This window comes from Hylemonella sp. W303a, from assembly GCF_046452315.1.
In the GTDB taxonomy this organism is placed as follows: Bacteria; Pseudomonadota; Gammaproteobacteria; order Burkholderiales; family Burkholderiaceae_C; genus Hylemonella.
Genome location: NZ_JBKFDG010000004.1, coordinates 232668 through 256302, shown reverse-complemented (window position 1 = coordinate 256302; position 23635 = coordinate 232668). Strand labels below are relative to the sequence as shown.

Sequence of the window (23635 nt, the reverse complement as noted above, 5' to 3'; positions counted from 1 at the left end):
CCATGACCCTCCCCTCCGCTGCTGGCCGCGCTGTGTACGCGGCCATGTTCCTCGCCTTGCTCGGGGTTGCGCATGCGCAAGGCACGGCCACGCCCCTCAGTGTGCGCTCCGCTGATTACATCGTGGCTGTGGTCAACTCGGAACCGATCACCAACGCGCAGGTGAACGCGGAAGTTGCACGCGCACTGCGCCAGTTTGCCGCTCAACGTAGGCCTGCGCCTGACGGTCAAGCATTGCGCCGGCAAGTCTTGGATCAACTCATCAACGAACGGGCCCAACTCCAGCTCGCGCGCGAGATGGGGCTGAAAATCGACGAGCCTTCCGTAGACCAGGCTGAGCAGAATGTGGCGCGCCAGAATCAGATGAGTGTGGCTCAGTTGCGCCAGCAGGTGCAGCAGCAGGATGGGATGACCCCGCAGGTACTGCGGGCCCGGCTCAAGGATCAACTCCTTCTAACCCGGCTCAGAGAGCGCGAGGTCGATGCCCGTGTGCGAGTCAGCGATGCGGATGTCGAGCAATACCTGACGGAGCAACAGCAGCGCAACAGCAATCCCGCCAGCCAGCTCATCCACATCGCTCACATCCTCGTTGCTGTTCCGGAAGATGCCAGCGAACCTGTCCAGATGGAGTTACTGCGTAAAGCCGAGCAGATCGCGCGGCGCGCTCGCGAAAAAGGTATCGATTTCGGCGCCTTGGCGCGGGAGCTTTCAGACGCATCAGACCGCGCCAATGGCGGCCAGCTCGGTTTACGCGCTGGCGATCGATATCCAGCCCTCTTCACGAATGCCGTGCGCATGCTGGCGGTTGGCGAGATCAGTGAGCCTGTCCGCTCCGGTGCGGGCTTCCATGTGCTGAAGCTGATCGAACGCCGCCAACCCGCGCCGCCGCCGCAGACCGTGACTCAAAGCCGAGCCCGACACATTCTGTTGATTCCCAGTGCGCAACTGAGCGAGGCTCAGGCGCGTGACAAGCTGAATGATTTCCGCCGACGCATCCAGTCCGGCGATACAGACTTCGCCACCTTGGCGCGACAAAACTCCCAGGATGGCAGCGCGGTGCAGGGTGGGGATCTGGGCTGGGCCAATCCAGGCATGTTCGTTCCCGAATTCGAGAACGTCATGAACCAACTCGCTCCGGGTCAGATCAGTGAGCCGCTGATTTCGCGTTTTGGCGTGCACCTGATTCAACTGCTGGAGCGGCGACAAGCCACACTGAACGAGCGCGAGCAGCGCGAACTGGTCCGCAACATGCTTCGCGAGCGCAAGATGGCGGAGGCGTATGACAACTGGGTTCGCGACACCCGCGCCCGTGCCTACGTGGAACTGCGCGAGGCACCGCAATGAACAAGGCGTTCTGGCCAGGTGTGGCGGTGGATGTGTGCCGATGAAGCACATACCGCGTAAACGCTTCGGTCAGCACTTTCTCGCGGACGAGGCGATCATCGACGGCATCGTGCGCGCCATCGGGCCTGAACCCGGGCAATGCATGGTGGAAATCGGGCCCGGCTTGGCGGCCATGACGCAGCCTTTGGTCGAGCGATTGGGTCGCCTGACGGTCATCGAACTGGATCGCGATCTCGCCGCGCGTTTGCGCAAACACACTCAGCTTGAAGTCATCGAGTCTGACGTGCTCAAGGTGGATTTCTCGGCGCTCGCTGCATTGGCCCGACAAAAGCTGCGGGTGGTGGGCAACTTGCCCTACAACATCTCGACCCCCATCCTGTTCCACCTGCTCGCACATGTCGACGCGGTGGTGGATCAGCACTTCATGCTACAGAAGGAAGTCGTTGACCGGATGGTGGCGGCGCCCTCGACGGCAGATTACGGTCGGCTCAGCGTCATGCTTCAGTGGCGTTATGAGATGGAGGACGTCCTTTTCGTCCCGCCAGAGAGTTTCGATCCTCCCCCACGGGTCGACAGCGCCGTGGTTCGAATGGTACCGCGTTCCGCGCCGGTTGTGCTGGATGCCAGACTGCTGGAGGAAATGATCCAGGTGGCTTTCAGCCAGCGGCGCAAACTGCTGCGCCACACGCTCGGGCGCTGGCTCGAAGAAAAAGGCGTTGCAGACACATTTGATCTGCAACGCCGTGCGGAGGAGGTCCCGGTGTCCGAGTACTTGGCCTTGGCTCAGGCCGCAGCCTGCCAGTAACTCGCGTTGAATGGGCTGCTCATGCGCAGCGCCAGGGGCGAGACGTCCACCAGCTTGTCGGTCGGCATTTTCTCGCCGCTGTCATCGTCCACGGTCTCGGTGGTCATGAGCTGTGATTGCTCGCCGCCGTTTTCAGCCTCGTTCGCCCGTTCCGCTTGGCTGTTGCTTTGCGCAGAACGGGCTACAGAAAAGAATAGAAACACCGGAACGGCACCTTCCGATCGCCCCAATAGTCGGCGGCGTCACGGAAGATGTCCAGAAGCTGCTCGCGAGCTTCCTTGTCGAACTTGGCGTTGGCCGGAATGTGCTCCAGCACGGCGATGAAGCCAGGCTGTGGGCCGGACTTGTGCAGCGGATCCGTCAGCACGTCATACAGCGCGTCGAAGTTCTTGCCGACATGGGTGGGCAGGATGAACTGCTGGGCGATCAAATCCAGCACATCTTGCTTGGATTGCGCTTGCGCGAGGTTCGCATACAGGAAATGGTGCCCAAGGGCCTGAGCTGCCTCTTGCAAATCCGGCACCCGGAAGGCGCGGATCGACTGGACGATGTTGGTTCTAACGGTACGAAGTGGCGTATCCATCTCCGCTTCACTTTCTTGTTGAAAAACGTTTTACGGCGCGATCCGGCGGAAACTGGCGTAGTGGTCTGCGGTGTAATAACAGGCGTCTGGTTTCTGACGGACAGTGCCGCCGCAGACAATACGTCGTTTGCCACGATGGGACAGGCCCGGCGTTGGAACGGTGTATTCGCGGTAGTAGCCACGCGGATGGAGCGGGAGCAAACGCTCTCGATTGCCAAACACCGTGCCATCTTTCTCGTACGGAAACGGCCCGCCTTTGAGAATCAGGCGGTAGGTTTCAGCGCCTTGCGGCGGCAAATCAGCCAACGAAACGAGGGCCGAAGTAGCCTTGGCGGAGCTCGCGGCACGAGGAGGAGGAGCCTCGGCACCGAGGGGCAGGCAAACCAGCCAAGACAACAAGCCAGTAAGCACCAACTTGCTGACGAGGCCGCGCAACATAAGACTAAGCTGTTATGACGACCGGGCTCACCCGGAAGATTCCAAGCCCGAAAGTGTCGCTGATCTGGGTGAAAAAAGCAAGGGCCTGCCTAAACATTAGGCAGGCCCCTAGGGGATTACGCACTGTTCGGCGAGCTGGGCTGTCCTAGCCCCACGCGCTCTCGCCCAGAGATGAACGATCAGCGCGTCGCGTTGGCGTCGGCCACCGTCAGGGCCGTCATGTTGACGATGCGGCGCACGGTGGTGCTGGGCGTCAGGATATTCACCGGTTGAGCGGCACCCAGCAGCATGGGGCCGATCGCGATGCCACCACCTGCCGCAGTCTTGAGCAGGTTGTAGGCGATGTTGGCCGCGTCCAGATTGGGCAGCACCAGCAGATTGGCCTGTCCCGTGAGGGTGCTGTTGGGCATGATGACCTTGCGCATGTCGGCGTCCAGCGCGACGTCACCGTGCATTTCGCCATCGACTTCCAGCCAGGGCGCTTGCCCCCGCAGCAGTTCCAGTGCTTGGCGCATCTTGACGGCGCTAGGTTGCGAGCTCTGGCCAAAGTTCGAGTGGGAAAGCAAGGCCGCCTTGGGATGCAGGCCAAAGCGCTGCATCTCGGTGGCCGCCATCATGGTGATTTCCGCGATTTGTTCGGCGCTGGGGTCGTAGTTGATGTGGGTGTCCACGATGAACAGCTGGCGGTCCGGCAGCAGCAGCCCATTCATGGCCGCATAAGTGTTGACGCCCGCCCGCTTGCCGATGACCTGGTCAATGTACTGAAGGTGCATCGCCGTGTTGCCCCAGGTGCCGCAGATCATCCCGTCCACATGGCCCTTGTGCAGCAGCATGGCGCCGATCAACGCCAAGCGGCGGCGCATCTCGATCTTGGCGATCGGCACCGTCACGCCCTTGCGTTCGGTCATGCGGTGGTAGGTCTGCCAGAAGTCGCGGTAACGCTCGTCGTATTCGGTGTCGACCACGTCGTAGTCCTGTCCCTCTTTCAGGCGCAGACCGAATTTCTCGACGCGCTGGGCGATGATGGCCGGGCGACCGATCAAGGTGGGGCGAGCCAGTCCCTCGTCCACCACGATCTGAGCCGCGCGCAGCACGCGCTCTTCCTCGCCCTCGGCGTAAGCGATGCGCTTCTTGCTGGCGGCCTTGGCGGCGGTGAAGATGGGCTTCATCGTCGTGCCCGAGGCGTAGACATAGGCCTGCAACTTCTCGCGGTAGGCGTCCATGTCCGCGATCGGACGACGAGCCACACCACCGTCCATCGCAGCCTGCGCGACCGCGGGCGCGATCTCGATCATCAGGCGCGGGTCAAAGGGCTTGGGGATCAAGTACTCGCGGCCAAAGATCAGGGGTTCGCCCACGTAGGCGGCGGCGACCACTTCGCTCTGTTCAGCTTGCGCCAACTTGGCCATCGCGTGCACGGCGGCGATTTCCATCTCATCGGTGATGGTGGAGGCGCCGCAGTCCAGCGCGCCCCGAAAGATGTAGGGGAAGCACAAGACGTTGTTGATCTGGTTCGGGTAATCGGTGCGACCCGTGCACATGATCACGTCGTCGCGCACCGCCTTCACTTCCTCGGGCGTGATTTCGGGCGTGGGGTTGGCCAGGGCGGCGATGATGGGATTGGCCGCCATCTTCTTCACCATGTCCTGCTTGAGCACGCCCCCTGCGGACAGACCCAGGAAGATGTCCGCGTCGGCGATCACGTCGCCGAGCTTGCGCGCATCTGTCTTTTGGGCGAACTCACGCTTGTCCTCGTCCATCAACTCGGTGCGGCCTTCGTAGACCACCCCCGCGATGTCGGTCACCCAGATGTTCTTCTTGGGCAGCCCCATCTTGACCAGCAGCTTCAGGCTGGCCAATGCCGCGGCGCCGGCGCCAGAGGTGACGAGCTTGACGTTCTTCAGTTCTTTGTTGGCTACCTTGAGGCCATTGATCAGGGCCGCCGCTACCACGATGGCCGTGCCGTGCTGGTCATCATGGAAGACCGGGATCTTCATGCGCTCGCGCAGCTTGCGTTCGACGTAGAAGCAGTCCGGCGCCTTGATGTCTTCGAGGTTGATGCCGCCGAAGGTGGGCTCCAAGGCGGCGATGATGTCCACCAGCTTGTCGAGGTCCTTCTTCTCGTCGATCTCGATGTCGAACACATCGATGCCGGCGAATTTCTTGAACAGCACGCCCTTGCCTTCCATGACCGGCTTACCGGCCAGCGGACCGATGTCGCCCAGGCCCAGCACCGCCGTGCCGTTGGTGATCACGCCCACCAGGTTACCGCGGGAGGTGTACTTGTAGGAGGCGTCGGGATCCTTGGCGATTTCCTCGCAGGGTGCGGCGACGCCAGGGGTGTAGGCCAGCGCCAGGTCATGCTGGTTGATCAGCTGCTTGGTGGCCGCGATGGCGATCTTGCCGGGGACCGGAAACTGGTGGTACTCAAGGGCGGCGCGGCGGATTTGCTCGCGTTTGTCGTTGGACGACGGGGTGCTGGACATCAAGGAATCTCCTGCAGCAAATCAATTGCCCGTGGATGATGCGACCGCATGATGCATCCCTATGCACTGTGGGCGCCCGGACAAAAGCGGTTTGCTCTTTTTGGGGGAGTTGGATTGTATGCCCCGCCACCGAGCAGGCTGAAAAGTTGTGGCGCGAATGCCGCAGGCAGAAGGGGAACGTCAGGATAACGCCGTACTAACGCGGCATTGCGCTAAGGCACTTCAGCGCACAGGCGTGGGAGCCAAGGAGCTTGCCGAAAGCGGGGGAATCGCGTCATTTTGCCGACGAAGCCGACGTTCCCAGGCCTTTTCATGAAAGAAGAAGGCCACGGCCTGAACCGTGGGTTCCAGCAGACTCAGAGTGAAGGCCATGAGCAGATTGCCGGTCACGGCGTATGCCACCCCTGCGGCCACGACGATGTGCATCACGTAGTAGCTGGCGGTTTTCTTCAGTACGGGCAAATTGGCGCGGGCAAAGCGGGTCATGACTCACCTCATGAATATCAACTATCAAAGTGTCGTCAATGATAGTCAATCATGATGTGGCGAAGGATTGCTTTTGCCTAAACAGACAATAGCAATGAAAGACTCCGGGACCGAACCCAGTGGGGGCGCCACCGAGCCAAGCTCGTACGGGGTCCGGGCAAATGGGCCGGTGTTCAGGCCCGCATCAGGGACTCAATTTCGTCGGCTTTGACTGGCACGCCCCGAGTGATCAGCTCGCAGCCGTTGTCGGTGACCAAGGCGTCGTCCTCGATGCGGATGCCGAGATTCCAGAAAGACTCCGGCACGTCCTCGGCGGGGCGCACGTACAAGCCGGGCTCCAGGGTCAGGCACATGCCGGGGCGCAGGATGCGGCTCGGCCGGTCCTTGATGGTCTCGCCCGACAGCGCGTCTTTGCGTTCGCTCGTGCGCCCCCGCTCGGAAGGCTCGACATAACTGCCGCAATCATGCACGTCCATGCCCAGCCAATGGCTCGTGCGGTGCATGTAAAAGCGGAAGTAGCCCCGGTTGGCAATGACGTCGTCCACGGAACCGGTCTTGTTCTTGTCCAGCAAGCCCAGGTCCAGCAGGCCTTGCGACAACACGCGCACCACCGCGTCGTGCGGGTCGTTGAAGCGTGCACCCGCTTGGGTCGCCGCCACGGCCGCGTCCTGCGAGTCCAGCACCAGCTCGTACAGCGCGCGCTGAGGTCCGCTGAATTTGCCATTGGCAGGGAAGGTGCGCGTGATGTCGCTGGCATAGCCATCCAGTTCACAGCCTGCGTCGATCAGCACCAGGTCGCCGTCCCGCACGGGCGCGGCATCGGCGCGGTAGTGCAGCACGCAAGCATTCGCTCCAGCGGCGACGATGGAACCATAGGCCGGGTACTGCGAGCCGCCAAGGCGGAATTCGTGCAGCAGTTCGGCGTCCAGGTGGTATTCGCGCACGTCCTTGCCCCCCCGCAGCATGCGTGCGGACAGTTGCATGGCGCGGATGTGCGCACGGGCGCTGATGGCCGAAGCGCGGCGCATCACGTCTTGCTCGTACTCGTCCTTGATCAATCGCATTTCGTCGAGCAGCGCGCAGAGGTCACGCTGAGCCTCGGGGCAGAGCGCGCCGTAACGCACCCGGGTGCGCACGGTCTTGAGCCAGCCGTCGACGCGGGCTTCCAGTCCGGCGTGCGTGGCAAAGGGGTACCAAACCGTGGCTTGGTTCTCAAGCAGCTTGGGCAGTCGCTGCTCCAGTTCGGACACCGAATAGGCCGCGTCCACGCCTAGCGCCAGCGGAGCCGCCTCCGGGCCGAGGCGGATGCCGTCCCAGATTTCGCGCTCCAAGTCTTTGGGTTGGCAGAACAGGGTGGTGTGACCCTTGCCATCGATGAGCAGCCAGGCGTTTGGCTCCGTGAAGCCGCTGAGGTAGTGAAAGTAACTGTCAAAGCGGAACAGGTAATCGCTGTCGCGGTTACGCATGCGCTCCGGCGCTGTGGGGATGATGGCGATGGCGTCCGGTCCTCCCAACTCCGTCATTTGCGCCGCCAGCCGCGCGCGGCGTTGCGCGTAGAGCGCGATGGGGGCGGGCGTCAACCAGGCAGGGTTCTTCAGCGGAGCGTTCATGGCGATGGCGTCTCGGTGGTGTGGGCCTCGGGGTGCGTGGCGTTGAGCTCGCGCAAGCGTTCGGGTGTGCCGACGTCGGTCCAAGGCCCCGTGTACAGCTCAGCGCTCACGGTGGCATTGTCCATCGCCGCGCGCAGCATCGGTGCCAGTGGGGCTTTGACGCCTCCCGGATTCCCTGGTGGGATGGCACTCACGGACTGGACAAAAGGCGCTGTAAAAAATGCGCGCCGGTAAAGGCCGATGGTGCTGTAGGTGTAAGCGCGCTGCTTCTCTCGAAGTGGGGCAGGGATGTTCAGGGCCAGACCATCCGGACCCAGCCCGAAATCTCCTCGTGGGTTATGAGGCGGGTTGGGCACCAACCAGAGGTGCGCCAATTTGCCACTCGCGGCAAACCGCGCCAGTGCATCTGCGCTGAAGGTGAAGCCCGGTGTGTACACGTCGCCAGCCACGACCCAGAAGACCTCGGCCAGGTGGGGCAAGGCGCGCACGATGCCGCCAGCGGTCTCCAGCGCGCCCCCGAAATCCCGGCCCTCCTCGGAGTAAGTGATGTTCAAGAATTGGCCGTCACTGGCGTGGGGCGTGGCGCCGAAATGGGCAGGAATCTGCTCGCCCAACCAGGCCGTGTTGATCACCAAGTTCGTGCATCCGCTCTGGGCCAGCGCATCCACATGCCATTGCAGCAAAGGGCGTCCCCGGACCTGAAGCAAGGGTTTGGGCGTGGTGTCGGTCAGCGGGCGCATGCGCTCGCCGCGGCCGGCGGCCAGGATCAAGGCCTGCGCGGGAAAAGAGGAGTCGGGCATGCGCTTCATTCTGGCACGCGCGGCTCGACATGGACCCATGCCGGGTCGCGCGGGGCTTGCGGCGGGACGCCCGGTAAAATGCCGGGTTTCCCCGCCCCTACCAACGCGCTGATTTCTCCGGAGTCGCCCCCAACATGGCAAACACCCAACAGATGGCCAACGCAATCCGTGCGCTGGCAATGGACGCCGTACAACAAGCCAATTCCGGACATCCCGGCGCCCCCATGGGCATGGCCGACATGGCCGTCGCGCTCTGGGGCCAGCATCTCAAGCACAACCCCAAGAATCCGCACTGGGCGGACCGTGACCGCTTCGTGCTGTCCAATGGTCACGGTTCGATGCTCATCTATGCCTTGCTGCATCTGACGGGCTATGACCTGCCCATCGGCGAACTGAAGAACTTCCGCCAGTTGCACAGCAAGACCGCTGGACACCCCGAGGTGGGCATCACCCCTGGCGTGGAAACCACCACCGGCCCGCTGGGCCAAGGTGTGACGAACGCCGTGGGCATGGCGCTGGCTGAGAAGCTTTTGGCAGCGGAATTCAACCGCGACGGCCATGCCATCGTGGACCATCACACCTACGTCTTCCTGGGCGATGGCTGCTTGATGGAAGGTGTCAGCCATGAAGCGGCCGCCCTCGCCGGTGCCTGGAAGCTCAACAAGCTGATCGCCCTCTACGACGACAACGGCATTTCCATTGATGGCCAGGTGCAGCCCTGGTTCTCGGACAACACCTCGCTGCGCTTCGTCGCCTATGGCTGGAACGTGATTGGTCCCATCAACGGCCATGATCCGCAGGCGGTCGTCGAAGCCATCGCCAAGGCCAAGACGCAAACCGAACGCCCCTCGCTGATCATCTGCAAGACCAGCATTGGCAAGGGCAGCCCTAACCGAGCGGGCACGGCCAAGGCGCATGGCGAGCCCCTGGGGGCGGACGAAATCAAGCTGACACGCGAGGCGCTGGAGTGGCCGCACGCGCCCTTTGATATCCCGGCCGAGGTCTACGCCGATTGGGGCGCCAAGGACCGTGGCCAGTCCGCCGAAGCCGCCTGGAACGACAAGTTCAGCGCGTATGCCGCCGCCCATCCTGAACTCGCGGCTGAGTTCAAGCGCCGCATGGCCGGTGACTTGCCCAAGGCTTTCGCCCAGGTGGCCGTGGACGCCGCCGTGGCCGCGCACAGCAAGGCCGACACCGTGGCCACGCGCAAGGCGTCGCAGATCGCGCTGGAGGCCTTCACCGCCGCGCTGCCCGAACTGCTGGGTGGCAGCGCCGACCTGACTGGCTCCAACCTCACCAACACCAGCCACACCCCAGCCCTGCGCTTTGACAGCACGGGTGCCGTGGTCAAGTCGGCCGATGGCAAGGTGGGTCGCCACATCAACTACGGCGTGCGTGAATTCGGCATGGCCGCCATCATGAATGGCGTGGCGCTGCACGGGGGCTACATCCCCTATGGCGGCACCTTCCTGACCTTCAGCGACTACAGCCGCAATGCCATCCGCATGGCCGCCTTGATGAAGCAGCGCGTGGTGCATGTGTTCACGCACGACAGCATCGGCCTGGGCGAGGACGGTCCCACCCACCAGAGCATCGAGCACGCGGCCAGCCTGCGCTTGATCCCGAACTTGGACGTCTGGCGTCCTGCCGACACGGCGGAGACCGCCGTGGCCTGGGCGGTGGCGCTGGAGAACAAGACGCGGCCCACAGCGCTGCTGCTGTCGCGCCAGAACCTGGCTTACGCCCCGAAGCGGGACCTGGGTGACATCAGCCGCGGCGCTTACGTGCTGTCGGAACCTGAACATGTGGGCCTGAAGAAAAAAGCCCAGGCGCTCATCATCGCCACCGGTTCCGAGGTCGCTCTGGCGCTCAAGGCCCAGGAACTGCTGGCCGCACAGAAGATCGCTGTGCGCGTGGTCTCCATGCCCAGCACCACCGTGTTCGACCGGCAGAAGGTGGCCTACAAGCAGGCCATTCTGCCCGCCGGCCTGCCGCGTGTCGCCGTTGAAATGGGCGCCACCGGGGGCTGGTGGAAATACGGCTGCTCGGCCGTCGTGGGCATCGACAGCTACGGTGAATCGGCGCCCGCGCCGGTGCTGTTCAAGCATTTCGGCTTCACGCCAGAGAACGTCGCGCACACGGTGCGCGCCGTGTTGGGCAGTTGATTCGGCTAGAAATCGCGCATGCAAGTATCCGGAATGACGCGAGATGCACTGTATTGGATGAGCACGCTGTCGCTTGTGCTGGTGCTATTTCTGCTCATGGCCGGGGTCGCGCAATTACCGCCTTCGCTGGACAGGCTCGCATATCACGAGATTCAGCCAACGAAATTCTTGCAGGAGACAACAAGGCGAGGAACCGGTAGTAGTACACGTTACATGCTGGTCGGACTGGATGAGCAGCAAAAGGAGCGTAGCTTCGCCTTCCCAGATAACCCGCAAGTGCTGGTACGTTTGGCGCGAATCACAATGGACCCGGCCATGCCTACGCGGGTCAGGCTGTGGGTTGAACGGAATGACTTTGCGCAAGTGCTGCAACTTCAGCAGGGAGATCGAATGGTCTGGTCGTATGCTGAATTGGTGGTTGAACGCAGGCAAGCGGCTCACGAACGCTTCCTTCAGGCCGGCTTAGTACTTGTGTCAAGCGCCGCCTTTTTTCTCATTGCCCGTAAGGCGCGCGTGAGCGATTGATTCAACTTTAAGGAGTAACCATGACCATCAAAGTAGGCATCAACGGTTTTGGCCGCATCGGCCGCAATGTGTTCCGCTCGGCCGTGCAGAATTTCAAGGACATTGAAATCGTCGGCATCAACGACTTGCTGGAGCCCGACTACCTGGCCTACATGCTGAAGTACGACAGCGTGCATGGTCGCTTCAAGGGCGAGGTTTCGATTGAAGGCGGCCAGCTCGTCGTCAATGGACGCAAGATCCGTCTCACCCAGGAACGTGATCCCAGCAACTTGAAGTGGGGCGAGGTGGGCGCCGAAGTGGTGATCGAGTCCACGGGCCTGTTCCTGGACAAAGACAGCGCCGGCAAGCACCTGGCTGCGGGCGCGAAGAAGGTCATCATCTCGGCCCCGAGCAAGGACGACACGCCCATGTTCGTGTTCGGCGTCAACGACAAGACCTACGCAGGCCAAGCCATCATTTCCAACGCCTCCTGCACCACCAATTGCTTGGCACCCGTGGCCAAGGTGCTGCACGACAAGTGGGGCATCAAGCGCGGCTTGATGACGACGGTGCACGCTGCCACCGCCACGCAGAAGACCGTGGACGGCCCGAGCAACAAGGATTGGCGCGGCGGCCGCGGCATCCTGGAAAACATCATTCCGAGCAGCACCGGCGCCGCCAAGGCCGTGGGCGTGGTCATTCCCGCGCTGAACAAAAAGCTGACGGGCATGAGCTTCCGCGTGCCGACGTCCGATGTGTCGGTCGTTGACCTGACGGTCGAGTTGGAAAAAGATGCCAGCTACGACGAGATCAAGGCCGAGATGAAGGCCCAGAGCCAGGGCGCGCTCAAGGGCATTTTGGGTTACACCGAGGACAAAGTGGTCGCCACCGATTTCCGTGGCGAAACCTGCACTTCCGTGTTCGATGCCGATGCGGGTATTGCCCTGGACAAAACCTTCATCAAAGTCGTATCCTGGTACGACAATGAGTGGGGCTATTCCAACAAATGCTTGGAAATGGCCCGGGTGGTCGTCGCGAAATAAACGGAGTGTGACCATGAAAGGCTGGGCGTCCCTGTTGTTGTCCACCACGCTCGCTGGCGCGGCTGGCGCGCAACAGGCTGCCCAGCTCAAGGCTGCGCCCACGCCGACGGATTTCCCTGCCAGTCATGCGTGGTCGCCTTTCGACCCTTGCTTCACGGCGGCGGCCGAGCGCTTCGGGGTGGACAAGCACATGCTGATCGCCATCGCCAAGACCGAGTCGGCTTTTGACCCGAACGCGGTCGGGCCGACCAATGCCGATGGCACGCACGACGTCGGCCTGATGCAGATCAACACCCGCTGGCTACCCCAGCTGGCCGAAATGGGCATCCACCGCGAGAAGCTCAAGGGCGCCTGCACCAACATCTACGTCGGGGCCTGGATCCTGTCCAAGAAGATCCAACAGCACGGCACGCTCTGGAAGGCGGTGGGCGCCTACAACGCCATCAGCCCCGCGAAGCGGGCCAGCTACATCGCCAAGGTGCAGCGCAATTACGCTCGCGTGCGCGCCCTCCTCAAGGGCTGACCCACGCGTTCAGGCCCGAGCCCCTCAGCTGAGGTGCTTGCCGACCAGGCCGGTGATCTCGAACATGGTCACCCGGTCCTTGCCAAAGACGGGCTGTAGCTTGGCATCCGCCAGCACGCTGCGCTTGTCCTTGGGATCTTGCAGGCCCTGGGCCTTGATGTAGTCCCAGATTTTCTTGATGACTTCCGTGCGAGCCACCGGCTCGCTGCCGATCACGGCGGCCAGTTCGGCGCTGGGCGTCAGACCTGCGCTTTGCTTTCTGGCCGTGGTTTTCTTCGCGGCGGCTTTCTTGGCGGGCGCCTTCTTGGCCGCCGTCTTGCCGGGAGCCCCCGACTTGGCGGCTGCGCCCGCGCGTGCACCCGTGGTGGCCCCCGCCTTGCGCGGGAACTTCGATGGCTCGAACTCGAAACTCACCTTGCCCTCTTCGGCGTTCCAGGCCAGATAGGCTTTGAAAGGACGGCGCGTGCGCATGGAGACGAACTTGTCGAGCAGATCGGTCTTGCCCGTGGCGAGCAGCTTCATCATTTGCTCACGCTCAATGGGCTGCTGCAAGATGACTTGGCCACTCTTGAAGTCACAACTCGGCGTGGCCTGCGCGGGCGTGGGCAAGGACTTTTCGCACACGTAGTTCTTGCCGTGCTCATAGATCGCGCCGCCGCATTTGGGACAGGCGCCCAGCGAGGTCTTGCCGGAAAAGTCGACCAGCTCGCCGGTCTCTGACTCGTCTTCGTTACCGAAGTCGAACTCCAGTTTCCAGTTCTTTTCTTCTTCGTTGAAGACCAGCGCGATCTCGGCGGTGAACGGCCAACCCGCCTTGGAGCGGAATCCCTCCAGGGGGCCGATGCGTTTGTCGCGCAGGAACTGCTCTACTTCGGGCAGTTCGAAGGCGCGGCCGGCGGGCATTTTGGTGAAGGAGAAGCCGCAGGCGTCTTCGCCCGTGCCCTTCTTGCCCACGCAGGCGTAGCGACGGTAGTTTTCCTTGACCACGCCACCGCAGTTCGGACAGGGCGTGGCCAGGGTGGCGTAGTCGCCGGGCACGGTGTCGCGGTCGTATTCCTTGGCCTTCTTGACGATGTGCTCGGTCATGGCCGCGATCTCGCGCATGAAGGCCTCACGCGTGAGCTGGCCCCGCTCCATCTGCGAGAGCTTGTACTCCCATTCGCCCGTCAGCGCGGGCTTGGAGAGCTCCTCCACGCCCAGGCCACGCAGCAAGGTCATCAGCTGGAAGGCTTTGGCGGTCGGGATCAGCTCACGGCCCTCGCGCAGCATGTACTTTTCGTTGAGCAGCCCTTCGATGATGGCGGCTCGCGTGGCAGGCGTACCCAGGCCCTTCTCGCTCATGGCCTCGCGCAGTTCATCGTCCTCCACCATCTTGCCGGCGCCTTCCATCGCGCTCAGCAGGGTGGCTTCGCTGTAGCGGGCTGGCGGGCGGGTCTTCAGTCCCTTGGCGTCGGCGGCCTGGGTCTTGACCTTTTCGTTGGCTTGGACGGGGACGAGGATCTTGCTGTTCTCCTTGTCCTTGTCGTCGGTTTCGTCCTCGGCTTCCTTGCCGTAGATGGCCAGCCAGCCTGGCTTGACCAGCACCTTGCCTTCGCTCTTGAACTGATGGCTGGCGGCGGTCGTGATGCGGGTGGTGACTTGGTATTCGGCGCTGGGGAAGAACACCGCCATGAAACGCCGCGCCACCAGGTCGTAGAGCTTCTGCTCGGCTTCGCTCAAGCCGCTCGGTGCCTGAAGCGTCGGAATGATGGCGAAGTGATCGCTGACCTTGGCGTTGTCGAAGATGCGTTTGCTGGGTTTGACGTAGCCGTTCTTCAGTGCTGTCGCGGCATGCGGTGCCAGATGCTTGAGGTGGGAGTCCGCCAGCATCTCGAAGGTCTGCTTGGCGACGGCCAGGTAGTCTTCAGGCAGATGGCGCGAGTCCGTCCGCGGGTAGGTCAAGGCCTTGTGGCGTTCGTACAGGCTTTGCGCCAAGGACAAGGTGGTCTTGGCCGAGTAGCCGAACTTGCCGTTGGCTTCGCGCTGCAGGCTGGTCAGGTCGAACAGCATGGGCGAGGCCTGCGTGCTGGGCTTGCTCTCCTCGGTGACGGTGGCCGGCTGGCCGCGCACGGCGTCGGCGATCGCGCGCGCGTCGCGCTCGTTCCAGAGACGATCGGCCTTTTTCTCGGGGTCTTCCTCGTTCTTCTTCCACTTCGGGTCGAACCATTTGCCAGCGTACTCGCCGGCCTGCGCGCCGAACGTCGCGTGGATTTCCCAGTAGTCGCGGCTGATGAACTTGCGGATTTGTTCCTCGCGTTCCACCACCACGGCCAACGTCGGCGTCTGCACGCGGCCCACGGTCGTGAGGAAAAAACCACCGTCGCGGGAATTGAAGGCGGTCATGGCACGCGTGCCATTGATGCCCACCAGCCAGTCGGCTTCGCTGCGGCTGCGTGCCGCGTCGGCCAGGGGCAGCATCTGTTTGTCGCTGCGCAACTGCTCGAAACCATCGCGGATGGCTTGCGGCGTCATGCTTTGCAGCCACAGTCGCGAGACCGGCTTGCGTTGCGTCTTGGCGCGGGCGCCAGCGGCATCTTCGCTGCCGAAGGCATATTGTTCGATCAAGCGGAAGATCAGCTCGCCCTCCCGGCCCGCGTCACAGGCATTGATCAGCTTGTCCACGTCCTTGCGTTTGGCCAGCTTGACCACGGCGTTCAGGCGGGTCTTGGTTTTGTCGACGGGCTTGAGCTCGAAATGCGGCGGAATCACGGGCAGGTGGGCGAAGCTCCATTTGCCGCGCTTCACGTCGTATTGCTCGGGGGCCTGGATTTCCACCAGATGCCCCACGGCACTCGTCACCACGTACTGCTCGTTCTCGAAATGCTCGTCGTGCTTCTCGAACTTGCCGGCCGTGGGCGTGAGGGCGCGCACGATGTCTTGCGCGACCGATGGCTTCTCTGCAATGACCAAAGTCTTCATGAATACAATCCCTGTCTCGCGCACGCACACGCGTGCGCACGCCTACGCGGGCGCGCCCGCGCGCGCCCATACGAGTTCACCTTACCAAAAAAATCCGCCGTGTCCAAACTTCCCGCCGCTTCCTCCGCTTCCGGCCGTCGTATCCAGGTGCGGCGCTCCGGCGTCCATGGCAAGGGCGTGTTCGCCCTGCAGGACATCGCCAAGGGCGAGATCATCATCGAGTACGTGGGCGAGATCATCAACTGGAAGGAAGCGCTGCGCCGTCACCCGCACGATCCGAAGGACCCCAATCACACCTTCTATTTCCACGTCGACGAAGACCATGTGATCGACGCCAAGGTGGGCGGCAATGCCTCGCGCTGGATCAACCATTCCTGCAACCCCAACTGCGAAGCGGACGAGACCGATGAGGGCCGTGTCTTCATCAAGGCGCTGCGCAAGATCAAGTCGGGCGAGGAGCTGAACTACGACTACGGCCTGATCATCGACGAGCCTTACACCAAGAAGCTCAAGGCCGAGTACCCCTGCTGGTGCGGCAGCAAGAATTGCCGAGGCACCTTGCTGGCGCCCAAGCGCTGAGGCGCGATTTGTCCCTCAGCGTGAGCTTGAAAAACAAGGCAGGCTCCCCGCCGCTGCGCTGGCCCGCCGAGGCAGTCTGGGAAGAGGTGGCTCCCCTGCTGCCAGGCTTCACGGTCGAGGTGTTGCCGCAAGTCGACTCCAGCAACAGCGAGCTGATGCGCCGTGCGCGTGATGGCCAGCGTGAGCCCGTGCTGCTGGTCGCTGAGCAACAGACCGCAGGCCGGGGCCGACTGGGCCGGGCCTGGAACAGCGGCGTGCAACCGGGCGATTTGCTCATGTTCTCCTTGGGCCTGCCCTTGGAGCGCAAGGACTGGTCGGGTCTGTCGCTGGCCGTGGGCCTGTCCCTGGCTGAGAGCCTGCATCCAGAGGTGCGACTCAAGTGGCCCAATGATCTGTGGTGGCAGGACCGCAAGCTTGCTGGCGTGCTGATCGAAGCGCTGGACCTGCGGTACGCCGTGATTGGCGTGGGCCTGAACATCAGCGAGCGTGTGAGCCAGGGCGCGTCGGACATGCGCACTCCCCCGGCCTGGGCACGCGAAATCAACCCCGGATGGGACGCGCCGGCTGTGCTTTCGCGCCTCGCCCTGCCGCTGGTGCGAACGGTGCTAAGGTTTCAGGAACAGGGTTTCGCCCCCGTGCGAGCATCCTGGCTGGCTCGCGACGCCTTCACTGGCCGCGCGGTGAGGCTCAGCGATGGCACCGAGGGGATGGCGCAAGGCGTTGATGAGCGCGGCGCGTTGCTGGTGCATACTTCCACGGGCCTGAAAACCATCGATTCCGCCGAAGTCAGTGTGCGGCCGATGCCGGGCTGAGTCCTGCCGCAAGGCTCACGGTTGCGTTCATACCCTTCCTTTTTGCTTGCATGCTGCGCGTCGTCGCTCTCTTGCTGATACTGCTGAACGCTGGCTATTTCGCCTGGTCGCAAGGCATGTTGCGCGCCTATGGCTGGGCGCCGGTGGAACAGCATGAACCCGAGCGCCTTGCGCAGCAGGTTCGACCGGAGGCCTTACGGATACTGTCCACTCCGGTCCTGCCTACCGCTCCGGTGCCGCAAGTCGCCGCTCCGACCGCTCCGACCGCTCCGACTCCCGAAGTCGCGGAGGAATCATCAGCCCGCGCGACCGCGCAGTGCTGGCAGGCGGGTCCGTGGGACGTGACCCAGGCCGCGCAGCTGGAGGCCGTACGCCGCCAACTCGGGCAGTCTCTTCCCGCAGGGAGTTGGACCTTGGATGTGCGCGTCACGGCGCCCGCGCGTTGGATCATCTACATGGGCCGTTACGCCAACACGGCGGAACTGGATCGCAAGCGCGCCCAGCTCTCGCCACGCACCCGTCGCGGCTTGCAGACCTTGGATAACCCGGAGCTGCAGCCGGGCTTGTCATTGGCGCGCTTCGAGACCCAAGCCAAGGCCCAGGACGAACTCGAAGCGATGCAAAAGCGCGGCGTTCGCACCGCGCGTGTTGTGCAGGAATGGCCCGAACGCCGACAGGCGTGGGTTCGCGTGCAGGCCGCGGATGCCTCCCAAGCGGCCGCGGGCCAAGCCGCATTGCAATCTCTGCCCACCCTCAACGGCAAGGCGTCGACGACCTGCTCACCCTGAGCCGCTTGCGCTGCAGTCGGTTCAGGACAAGGAGGCCTTTCCCCCCGCAAAGCGCACCGTGAACCGGGCGCCAGGCTGCGCCAGGCTCGGGTTCAGATCTTCGACCTCGATGCGTGCCTGGTGCTGACGCGCAATTTCTTGCGCGATGGACAAGCCCAGTCCCGACCCATCGGCCTGCGTGCCCAAGGCTCGGTAGAAGGGCTGGAAGATCAGCCCTCGCTCCGCTTGCGGCACGCCCTGTCCGGAGTCTTCGACTTGCAGCATCAACTGCCCTGCGGCGTTGGACAGGACGCGGGCTGTGATGACACCGGGCAGCTGCGCAGTGCTGGGCGTGTACTTGATCGCGTTGTCCAGCAGGTTGCGCACCAGTTCCTTCAACAAGGTGGGGTTGCCGTCCAGCTGCGCAATGGGCGTTCCTGGGGCGAGGCCGTCGTAGCCAAAGTCCAGATGCTTTTCCAGTGCCAAGGGCACCACTTCACGCATGGCCTCCATGGTGATTTGTGCCAGGTCACACCGCTGATGAGCAAGCGCAGCGCCGCTGCCCTCGGCCCGGGCCAGGGCCAGCAGCTGGTTGACGGTGTGGGTGGCGTTGGTGCTGGCCCGCACGATCTGCTGCAGCGATTGCCGAAGGTTCTCCGGGCTGGCGTCATGGCGCTGTGCCAGATCCGCCTGCATGCGCAGGCCCGCCAGCGGGGTCTTGAGCTGGTGCGCGGCATCGGCCAGAAAGCGCTTTTGGGCGGCCACCGACTCCTTGAGCCGCGTGAGCAAGTCGTTCATCGAAGTCACCAGGGGCGCCACTTCCAGCGGCACGGCCCGTGTCTCCAGGGGGCTCAGATCCTCGGGCGCCCGTGCGCGGATGTGACTGGCCAGATGATCCAGGGGACGGATGGCCTGCGCCAGCGCCAGCCAGACCAGCAGCACGGCCAGGGGCAGGATCGCAAACTGCGGCAGCATCACGCTTTTGATGATTTCGGCCGCCAAGAGGGAGCGCTTGTCCAGGGTCTCCGCGACTTGGACCAGCGCCAGCAATGATCCCTTGGCAGGCGCGCCCTCGGTATAGGGGATGGGCGCAAGCGCAATCCAAAGGTGGGCGATGCGCACCGGCGTGCCTTCGAACTCGTCATTGCGCAACTGCACGACGCCCGGTTCCAGACCCGGGCGGGCAATGCCCTCCGGGCTTTCGAGGGCCGGTGGTGGCGGGAAATCAGGGTCACCCGAAAGAAACTCACCCTGTGCACCCAGAACTTGGAAATGCAAAGTGTCCGTGGCATCCGCGTGCAAGAGGGTGCGCGCGGGCATGGGCGGATCGAAGCGGGTCTGTCCGCGGGGATTGGGGTTCTGGAGGCTCAGGTGCTGCGCCAGTGCGCGGACCTGAAGCTCCAGGGCATGGTCAAAGGGGCGGCCCGCGATGTTCTGGGCCACCAACCATGTGAGGATGAGGCTGACTGGCCAGAGGATGAGCAGTGGCGTCAGCATCCAATCGAGGATCTCCCCGAACAGCGAGCGTTGTTCCCGGTGAAAGAGCTTTCTGCCGAAAGGCATGGAACCGCGTTGGAGATGCTTCTGGCCGAGCCCTAGGCCAGGGAAGGGGAATCGGCATCCATCCCCATCGTGGCTTCCGGCTGAATCTTTTCCAGGCAGTAGCCCAGGCCGCGCACGGTGGCGATGCGGATGGGGCCGCGTTCAATCTTCTTGCGCAGGCGGTGGATGTAGACCTCGATCGCGTTGTTGCTCACTTCCTCGCCCCACTCGCACAGGCGGTCGACCAGCTGGTCCTTGCTGACCAGACGGCCACAGCGTTGGAGCAACACCTCCAGCAAACCGAGTTCGCGAGCTGACAGCTCCACCAAGCGGCCGTCAATGGTCGCCACATGGCCGGCCTGGTCGTAGACCAACGGGCCATGACGTATGAGGCCGCTGGCTGCCCCCAAACCCCGGCGTGTCAGGGCGCGCACGCGGGCCTCCAGTTCCTGCAGGCTGAAGGGCTTGGCCATGTAGTCGTCGGCACCGTAGTCCAGGCCTTGCACACGGTCTTCGACGCTGTCCGCCGCGGTGAGGATGAGCACGGGAAGGCTGGCACCACGGGCGCGCAAGCGCTGCAGCACCTCCAGGCCGTGCAGCTTGGGCAGACCCAGGTCCAGGATCAGCAGGTCGAATTGGGACGGCTGCGTCATCAAGGCTGCATCCGCCTCGGCGCCATTGGCCACGTGGTTGACCGCGGCGCCCGAGCCGCGCAAGGTGCGCAGCAGGCCGTCGGCCAGCACCTGATCGTCTTCCGCAATCAGAATTCGCATGCGTGTGTCTCCGCGCAGTTCACCGCCTTACGGGGGCGGGCTGCTTCATGTCTGAGGCGATTCTAGGCGGCGGCAGGCTGCCTGGCAGCCTTTCTCGTTGATCAGGTTTCGACAGACTTCGCCGCGCCTCTGGATGTCGACACGCGGTTTAGCTGCCCGTGTAGGCTTCCAGGCCCAAGGCGATCACCGTGGCCACCTCCTCGCCCACGGACTGCCGCAGCTCGGCTTCGGCTTGCTGCACGGCCCGCTGGAAGCCGCTCAGCCAGGCCAGGCCTGCGGGCGTGAAGCGCACCTGCTTGGCGCGGCCGTCATGCGGATCGGCCTCGCGCGTCACCAGACCCCATGCCACGCACTGGTCCACCAGCTTGCCCATGGCCTGTTTGCTCATGCCGGCCGCGTCGGCCAGATCCTGCAGCCGGGAGCCCGCCACGGCCAGGTGCCGGGTGATGTGAATGTGCGCGGCACTGATCTGCCCGCGCGCCGCCAAATGGGACAAAGCCAGGGGGACGTCAGCGTCATGCGCCATCAGCGCCTGCACACGGGTGTCAAACCGGCGCATGGCATGGCCCAGCAGGCGGCCCAGATGGGTTTGACGCCACCCCTCATCGATGCGCTGAGCGGCTTGGGGGAAAGGGCTGTTGGAGATCACGGGCAGATAGTAAGCCAAAATGACTAAATATCAGCTTTACGAGAAAGTATCGCGCTGATAAAGTCCTGTTCAAGCATCCAGCCTGTGAGAAAAATCAGGCGCCCCTCTTCAACCCGACCAAGGAAACACCATGGACACCGCCGTCAAGAACGCCAACAGCGAAAAAGCCAAAGCCCTGCAGGCCGCCCTGGCCCAGATCGAAAAGCAGTTTGGCAAGGGCACCATCATGCGTCTGGGCGAAGGCGAGAAGATCGAGGACATCCAGGTTGTCTCCACCGGGAGCTTGGGGCTGGACATCGCGCTGGGCGTCGGCGGCCTGCCCCGCGGCCGGGTGGTCGAGATCTATGGTCCGGAATCCTCCGGCAAGACCACGCTGACGCTGCAGGTCATCGCGGAGATGCAGAAGCTCAACGGCACCTGCGCCTTCGTCGACGCCGAGCATGCGCTGGACGTCCAGTACGCGCAGAAACTGGGCGTGAACCTGCAGGATTTGCTGATCAGTCAACCAGACACCGGCGAGCAAGCGCTGGAGATCGTGGACAGCCTGGTGCGTTCCGGCGCCGTGGACCTCATCGTCGTGGACTCGGTGGCCGCGCTCACTCCCAAGGCCGAAATCGAAGGCGAAATGGGCGACAGCCTGCCCGGCCTGCAGGCCCGTCTGATGAGCCAAGCGTTGCGCAAGCTGACCGCCACGATCAAGAAGACCAACTGCATGGTCATCTTCATCAACCAGATCCGCATGAAGATCGGCGTGATGTTCGGCAGCCCGGAAACCACCACCGGCGGCAACGCACTGAAGTTCTACGCCTCGGTGCGTCTGGACATCCGCCGCACCGGCACCATCAAGAAGGGCGAAGACGCCATTGGCAACGAGACCAAGGTCAAGGTGGTGAAGAACAAGGTCAGCCCGCCCTTCAAGAGCGCTGAATTCGACATCCTGTTCGGCGAGGGCGTCAGCCGCGAGGGCGAGGTGATCGACATGGGGGTGAACGCCCACATCATCGACAAGTCCGGTGCCTGGTATGCCTACAACGGCGAAAAAATCGGCCAAGGCCGCGACAACGCCCGTGAATTTCTGCGCGAGAACCCGGAACTGGCCCTGGAAATCGAGAACAAGGTGCGTGAGTCGCTGGGCATCCCGCTGCGCGGCGAGGGGGGATCGCCCATGGCCTCGACCGGCGGCGACGACGCTGAAGCCTGACGCCCGGCCCATGTCGGTGACCGACAGGCCTGGTTCGTCCAACGCGCCAGAGCACAACCGCAAACTGGCCTTTCAGCCCAGCCTGAAAGGCCGGGCTTTGCGCTTGCTGAGCCAGCGCGAACATACCCGCCGCGAGTTGGAGCGTAAGCTGGCGCGCTTCGAGGAAGCGCCTGGGACCCTGGCCCAGGCCCTGGACGAGTTGCAAGCGCGGGGATTCCTGGACGAACGCCGTGCCGCGGAATCCTTGGCGCACCGCCGTGCCAGTGCCTATGGCGCAGCGCGTCTGCGGCAAGAGATGCAAGACAAAGGGTTGGACCGCGAGCTCATCAACCAGACCCTGGCAGGCTTGCAGGACAGCGAGGAAGCACGTGCTCGCCAAGTCTGGCAGCGCCGTTTTGAGGCCGCGCCGGTAGACGCGAAGGACCGCGCGCGGCAAGGCCGGTTTCTGCTGGCGCGCGGGTTTTCAGGGGATGTCGTGCGCCGGGTGCTCAACACCCAGCGGCTAGACCCTGACCATCACGGGCATGGAAGCGAAGACTCGGACGCCCACAACTCACAGTCCTAGCATCAACTTCAAGTTTTGCACGGCCGCGCCGCTGGCGCCCTTGCCCAGGTTGTCGAAGCGCGCCACCAGCACGGCCTGGCCCAACGCGTCGTTGCCATAGACGCTGAGCTCCATCTGGTTCGTGTTGTTGAGCGCGGTGGGCTCCAGGCGGCCGCTCGTTTGAGGCGGCACGACACGCACCCATTCGCTGCCCGCGTAGTGGGCGCGCAGCGCCTCTTCCAACTGCCCGGCCTTGCGTACCCCGTTCATCAAATCGAACTGCAAGCCGATCTGGTCGATCATGCCCGCGTAATAGTTCGCCACGGCGGGTACGAAGATGGGCCGACGTGTCAGGCCGGTGTAGCGCTGGAACTCAGGCAGATGCTTGTGGGTCAGGCCCAGACCGTAAACCTCCAAAGGCGGCGCGGTCTTGGTGACTTCATAGGCCTCGATCATGCTGCGGCCACCGCCCGAATAACCCGAGTAGCCCGACAGCACGATGGGGTAGTCCTTGGGCAGCAGGCCTGCGTCGATGAGCGGGCGCAGCATCGCGATACCGCCCGTCGGATAGCAACCCGGATTGGCGACCCGCCGTGCCTGGGCCACGGCCCGCGCGTGCTCACGTGTCAGCTCGGGAAAGCCGTAAACCCACCCGGGGGCCACGCGGTGCGCGGTCGACGCGTCAATGATGCGCGGCCCTGGCTTGCCACCCAACTCGCCCGAGGCCTCGAGCGCATCGACCAGGGCCACGGTGTCCACGGCAGCCTCGTCGTGCAGGCAGAGGATGGCCAAGTCGGCCGTGGCCAAGATTTCGCGCTTGGCCGCAGGGTCCTTGCGACGCTCGGAGGCGATGCTCAGCAGCTCCACCTGCGGCATGGCTTGCAGGCGTTCACGGATTTGCAGGCCCGTGGTACCTGCTTCGCCGTCGATGAAGACTTTTTTTCGGGTCATGGTGGCGGAATGGGAGTGACCAACCCAGGCCGAGGTTGGCTGATTTGCCAACGCGGCTCGCCGGGTCCCGGCG

At 63.5% G+C, this 23635-nt stretch carries 22 protein-coding genes and 1 pseudogene; 11 read left to right on the top strand and 12 right to left on the bottom strand.

From position 1 onward, the window contains the following. Positions 1–2: 2 nt before the first annotated feature. Positions 3–1343, top strand: a complete 1341-nt coding sequence (locus tag ACLBKS_RS09620) for a peptidylprolyl isomerase (protein WP_410192586.1) — start codon at positions 3–5, stop codon at positions 1341–1343. Between the two features lie 40 nt (positions 1344–1383). Next, a complete protein-coding gene (rsmA, locus tag ACLBKS_RS09615; RefSeq protein WP_410192585.1) occupies positions 1384–2148 on the top strand; it encodes a 16S rRNA (adenine(1518)-N(6)/adenine(1519)-N(6))-dimethyltransferase RsmA in 765 nt (254 codons plus the stop codon). On the opposite strand, the gene ACLBKS_RS09610 is transcribed toward rsmA, so the two are convergent. The 7 genes from ACLBKS_RS09610 to ACLBKS_RS09580 form a co-directional block, all read right to left on the bottom strand. Further along, positions 2127–2255: a hypothetical protein gene (locus ACLBKS_RS09610; RefSeq protein ID WP_410192584.1), complete on the bottom strand. Its 129-nt coding sequence runs from the start codon at positions 2253–2255 to the stop codon at positions 2127–2129. The two genes, rsmA and ACLBKS_RS09610, sit on opposite strands and share 22 nt — an antisense overlap. A gap of 74 nt (positions 2256–2329) precedes the next feature. After that, the gene (locus tag ACLBKS_RS09605) at positions 2330–2731 is read right to left on the bottom strand and encodes a barstar family protein (RefSeq protein WP_039853722.1); all 402 of its coding nucleotides are present in this window, start codon (positions 2729–2731) and stop codon (positions 2330–2332) included. Positions 2732–2761: 30 nt separating this feature from the next. Then, entirely contained in the window at positions 2762–3169 is a 408-nt protein-coding gene (locus ACLBKS_RS09600) for a ribonuclease domain-containing protein (protein ID WP_410192583.1), read from the bottom strand. 179 nt (positions 3170–3348) lie between these two features. Continuing rightward, positions 3349–5655, bottom strand: coding sequence for an NADP-dependent malic enzyme (locus ACLBKS_RS09595; protein WP_410192582.1), 2307 nt, complete (start codon positions 5653–5655; stop codon positions 3349–3351). Between the two features lie 222 nt (positions 5656–5877). Next, positions 5878–6141, bottom strand: a complete 264-nt coding sequence (locus ACLBKS_RS09590) for a DUF2061 domain-containing protein (protein WP_410192581.1) — start codon at positions 6139–6141, stop codon at positions 5878–5880. A 173-nt stretch (positions 6142–6314) separates the two neighbouring features. Next, the gene (locus ACLBKS_RS09585) at positions 6315–7751 is read right to left on the bottom strand and encodes an aminopeptidase P N-terminal domain-containing protein (RefSeq protein ID WP_410192580.1); all 1437 of its coding nucleotides are present in this window, start codon (positions 7749–7751) and stop codon (positions 6315–6317) included. Next, a complete protein-coding gene (locus tag ACLBKS_RS09580) occupies positions 7748–8551 on the bottom strand; it encodes a nucleotidyltransferase family protein (RefSeq protein WP_410192579.1) in 804 nt (267 codons plus the stop codon). The genes ACLBKS_RS09585 and ACLBKS_RS09580 overlap by 4 nt, the downstream gene beginning before the upstream one ends. A 134-nt stretch (positions 8552–8685) precedes the next feature. Here ACLBKS_RS09580 and tkt point away from each other — a divergent pair, with 134 nt between their 5' ends. Genes tkt through ACLBKS_RS09560 form a run of 4 tightly spaced genes read left to right on the top strand, consistent with a single transcriptional unit; the run spans position 8686 to position 12786 of the window. Beyond that, positions 8686–10716 (top strand): transketolase, encoded by a 2031-nt coding sequence (gene tkt, locus ACLBKS_RS09575; protein ID WP_410192578.1) that lies wholly within the window; start codon positions 8686–8688, stop codon positions 10714–10716. 57 nt (positions 10717–10773) lie between these two features. Continuing rightward, positions 10774–11241 carry a hypothetical protein gene (locus tag ACLBKS_RS09570; protein WP_410192577.1) on the top strand — a complete coding sequence of 156 codons (468 nt, stop codon included), beginning with the start codon at positions 10774–10776 and terminating at the stop codon, positions 11239–11241. Positions 11242–11261: 20 nt separating this feature from the next. Continuing rightward, positions 11262–12263 carry a type I glyceraldehyde-3-phosphate dehydrogenase gene (gap, locus tag ACLBKS_RS09565; RefSeq protein ID WP_410192576.1) on the top strand — a complete coding sequence of 334 codons (1002 nt, stop codon included), beginning with the start codon at positions 11262–11264 and terminating at the stop codon, positions 12261–12263. A 13-nt stretch (positions 12264–12276) separates the two neighbouring features. Continuing rightward, positions 12277–12786, top strand: coding sequence for a lytic transglycosylase domain-containing protein (locus ACLBKS_RS09560; protein ID WP_410192575.1), 510 nt, complete (start codon positions 12277–12279; stop codon positions 12784–12786). Between the two features lie 24 nt (positions 12787–12810). On the opposite strand, the gene ACLBKS_RS09555 is transcribed toward ACLBKS_RS09560, so the two are convergent. Beyond that, on the bottom strand, positions 12811–15744 hold the full coding sequence (locus tag ACLBKS_RS09555; RefSeq protein ID WP_410192574.1) for a DNA topoisomerase III: 2934 nt from the start codon (positions 15742–15744) through the stop codon (positions 12811–12813). A gap of 99 nt (positions 15745–15843) precedes the next feature. On the opposite strand from ACLBKS_RS09555, the pseudogene ACLBKS_RS09550 reads away from it, so the two are divergent. From ACLBKS_RS09550 to ACLBKS_RS09540, 3 genes and pseudogenes are all read left to right on the top strand, one after another. Next, positions 15844–16320: pseudogene (locus ACLBKS_RS09550) on the top strand (SET domain-containing protein); the annotation flags it as partial. A gap of 23 nt (positions 16321–16343) precedes the next feature. Then, positions 16344–17135: a biotin--[acetyl-CoA-carboxylase] ligase gene (locus ACLBKS_RS09545; protein ID WP_410192573.1), complete on the top strand. Its 792-nt coding sequence runs from the start codon at positions 16344–16346 to the stop codon at positions 17133–17135. Positions 17136–17185: 50 nt separating this feature from the next. Further along, a complete protein-coding gene (locus tag ACLBKS_RS09540; protein WP_410192572.1) occupies positions 17186–17923 on the top strand; it encodes an SPOR domain-containing protein in 738 nt (245 codons plus the stop codon). Between the two features lie 21 nt (positions 17924–17944). On the opposite strand, the gene ACLBKS_RS09535 is transcribed toward ACLBKS_RS09540, so the two are convergent. The 3 genes from ACLBKS_RS09535 to ACLBKS_RS09525 form a co-directional block, all read right to left on the bottom strand. After that, positions 17945–19465, bottom strand: coding sequence for a sensor histidine kinase (locus tag ACLBKS_RS09535; RefSeq protein WP_410192571.1), 1521 nt, complete (start codon positions 19463–19465; stop codon positions 17945–17947). 32 nt (positions 19466–19497) lie between these two features. After that, positions 19498–20217, bottom strand: a complete 720-nt coding sequence (locus tag ACLBKS_RS09530; RefSeq protein WP_410192570.1) for a response regulator — start codon at positions 20215–20217, stop codon at positions 19498–19500. Between the two features lie 148 nt (positions 20218–20365). Beyond that, positions 20366–20866, bottom strand: coding sequence for a MarR family winged helix-turn-helix transcriptional regulator (locus ACLBKS_RS09525; RefSeq protein ID WP_410192569.1), 501 nt, complete (start codon positions 20864–20866; stop codon positions 20366–20368). Between the two features lie 130 nt (positions 20867–20996). Between ACLBKS_RS09525 and recA the strand changes: the two genes are divergently transcribed. Both recA and recX read left to right on the top strand, forming a co-directional pair. Then, positions 20997–22067 carry a recombinase RecA gene (gene recA, locus ACLBKS_RS09520; protein ID WP_410192568.1) on the top strand — a complete coding sequence of 357 codons (1071 nt, stop codon included), beginning with the start codon at positions 20997–20999 and terminating at the stop codon, positions 22065–22067. 10 nt (positions 22068–22077) lie between these two features. Further along, positions 22078–22632, top strand: coding sequence for a recombination regulator RecX (gene recX / locus ACLBKS_RS09515; protein WP_410192567.1), 555 nt, complete (start codon positions 22078–22080; stop codon positions 22630–22632). Here recX and argC read toward each other — a convergent pair. Beyond that, positions 22621–23562 (bottom strand): N-acetyl-gamma-glutamyl-phosphate reductase, encoded by a 942-nt coding sequence (gene argC, locus ACLBKS_RS09510; protein ID WP_410192566.1) that lies wholly within the window; start codon positions 23560–23562, stop codon positions 22621–22623. The genes recX and argC overlap by 12 nt on opposite strands. Positions 23563–23635 lie beyond the last annotated feature (73 nt).

Excerpts from the sequence above, each read along its gene's own strand:
- ACLBKS_RS09620 (WP_410192586.1), top strand. The coding sequence starts at position 3 with ATGACCCTCCCCTCCGCTGCTGGCCGCGCTGTGTACGCGGCCATGTTC.
- rsmA (WP_410192585.1), top strand. The coding sequence starts at position 1,384 with ATGAAGCACATACCGCGTAAACGCTTCGGTCAGCACTTTCTCGCGGAC.
- ACLBKS_RS09610 (WP_410192584.1), bottom strand. The coding sequence starts at position 2,255 with ATGACCACCGAGACCGTGGACGATGACAGCGGCGAGAAAATGCCGACC.
- ACLBKS_RS09605 (WP_039853722.1), bottom strand. The coding sequence starts at position 2,731 with ATGGATACGCCACTTCGTACCGTTAGAACCAACATCGTCCAGTCGATC.
- ACLBKS_RS09600 (WP_410192583.1), bottom strand. The coding sequence starts at position 3,169 with ATGTTGCGCGGCCTCGTCAGCAAGTTGGTGCTTACTGGCTTGTTGTCT.
- ACLBKS_RS09595 (WP_410192582.1), bottom strand. The coding sequence starts at position 5,655 with ATGTCCAGCACCCCGTCGTCCAACGACAAACGCGAGCAAATCCGCCGC.
- ACLBKS_RS09590 (WP_410192581.1), bottom strand. The coding sequence starts at position 6,141 with ATGACCCGCTTTGCCCGCGCCAATTTGCCCGTACTGAAGAAAACCGCC.
- ACLBKS_RS09585 (WP_410192580.1), bottom strand. The coding sequence starts at position 7,751 with ATGAACGCTCCGCTGAAGAACCCTGCCTGGTTGACGCCCGCCCCCATC.
- ACLBKS_RS09580 (WP_410192579.1), bottom strand. The coding sequence starts at position 8,551 with ATGCCCGACTCCTCTTTTCCCGCGCAGGCCTTGATCCTGGCCGCCGGC.
- tkt (WP_410192578.1), top strand. The coding sequence starts at position 8,686 with ATGGCAAACACCCAACAGATGGCCAACGCAATCCGTGCGCTGGCAATG.
- ACLBKS_RS09570 (WP_410192577.1), top strand. The coding sequence starts at position 10,774 with ATGAGCACGCTGTCGCTTGTGCTGGTGCTATTTCTGCTCATGGCCGGG.
- gap (WP_410192576.1), top strand. The coding sequence starts at position 11,262 with ATGACCATCAAAGTAGGCATCAACGGTTTTGGCCGCATCGGCCGCAAT.
- ACLBKS_RS09560 (WP_410192575.1), top strand. The coding sequence starts at position 12,277 with ATGAAAGGCTGGGCGTCCCTGTTGTTGTCCACCACGCTCGCTGGCGCG.
- ACLBKS_RS09555 (WP_410192574.1), bottom strand. The coding sequence starts at position 15,744 with ATGAAGACTTTGGTCATTGCAGAGAAGCCATCGGTCGCGCAAGACATC.
- ACLBKS_RS09540 (WP_410192572.1), top strand. The coding sequence starts at position 17,186 with ATGCTGCGCGTCGTCGCTCTCTTGCTGATACTGCTGAACGCTGGCTAT.
- ACLBKS_RS09535 (WP_410192571.1), bottom strand. The coding sequence starts at position 19,465 with ATGCCTTTCGGCAGAAAGCTCTTTCACCGGGAACAACGCTCGCTGTTC.
- ACLBKS_RS09530 (WP_410192570.1), bottom strand. The coding sequence starts at position 20,217 with ATGCGAATTCTGATTGCGGAAGACGATCAGGTGCTGGCCGACGGCCTG.
- recA (WP_410192568.1), top strand. The coding sequence starts at position 20,997 with ATGGACACCGCCGTCAAGAACGCCAACAGCGAAAAAGCCAAAGCCCTG.
- recX (WP_410192567.1), top strand. The coding sequence starts at position 22,078 with ATGTCGGTGACCGACAGGCCTGGTTCGTCCAACGCGCCAGAGCACAAC.
- argC (WP_410192566.1), bottom strand. The coding sequence starts at position 23,562 with ATGACCCGAAAAAAAGTCTTCATCGACGGCGAAGCAGGTACCACGGGC.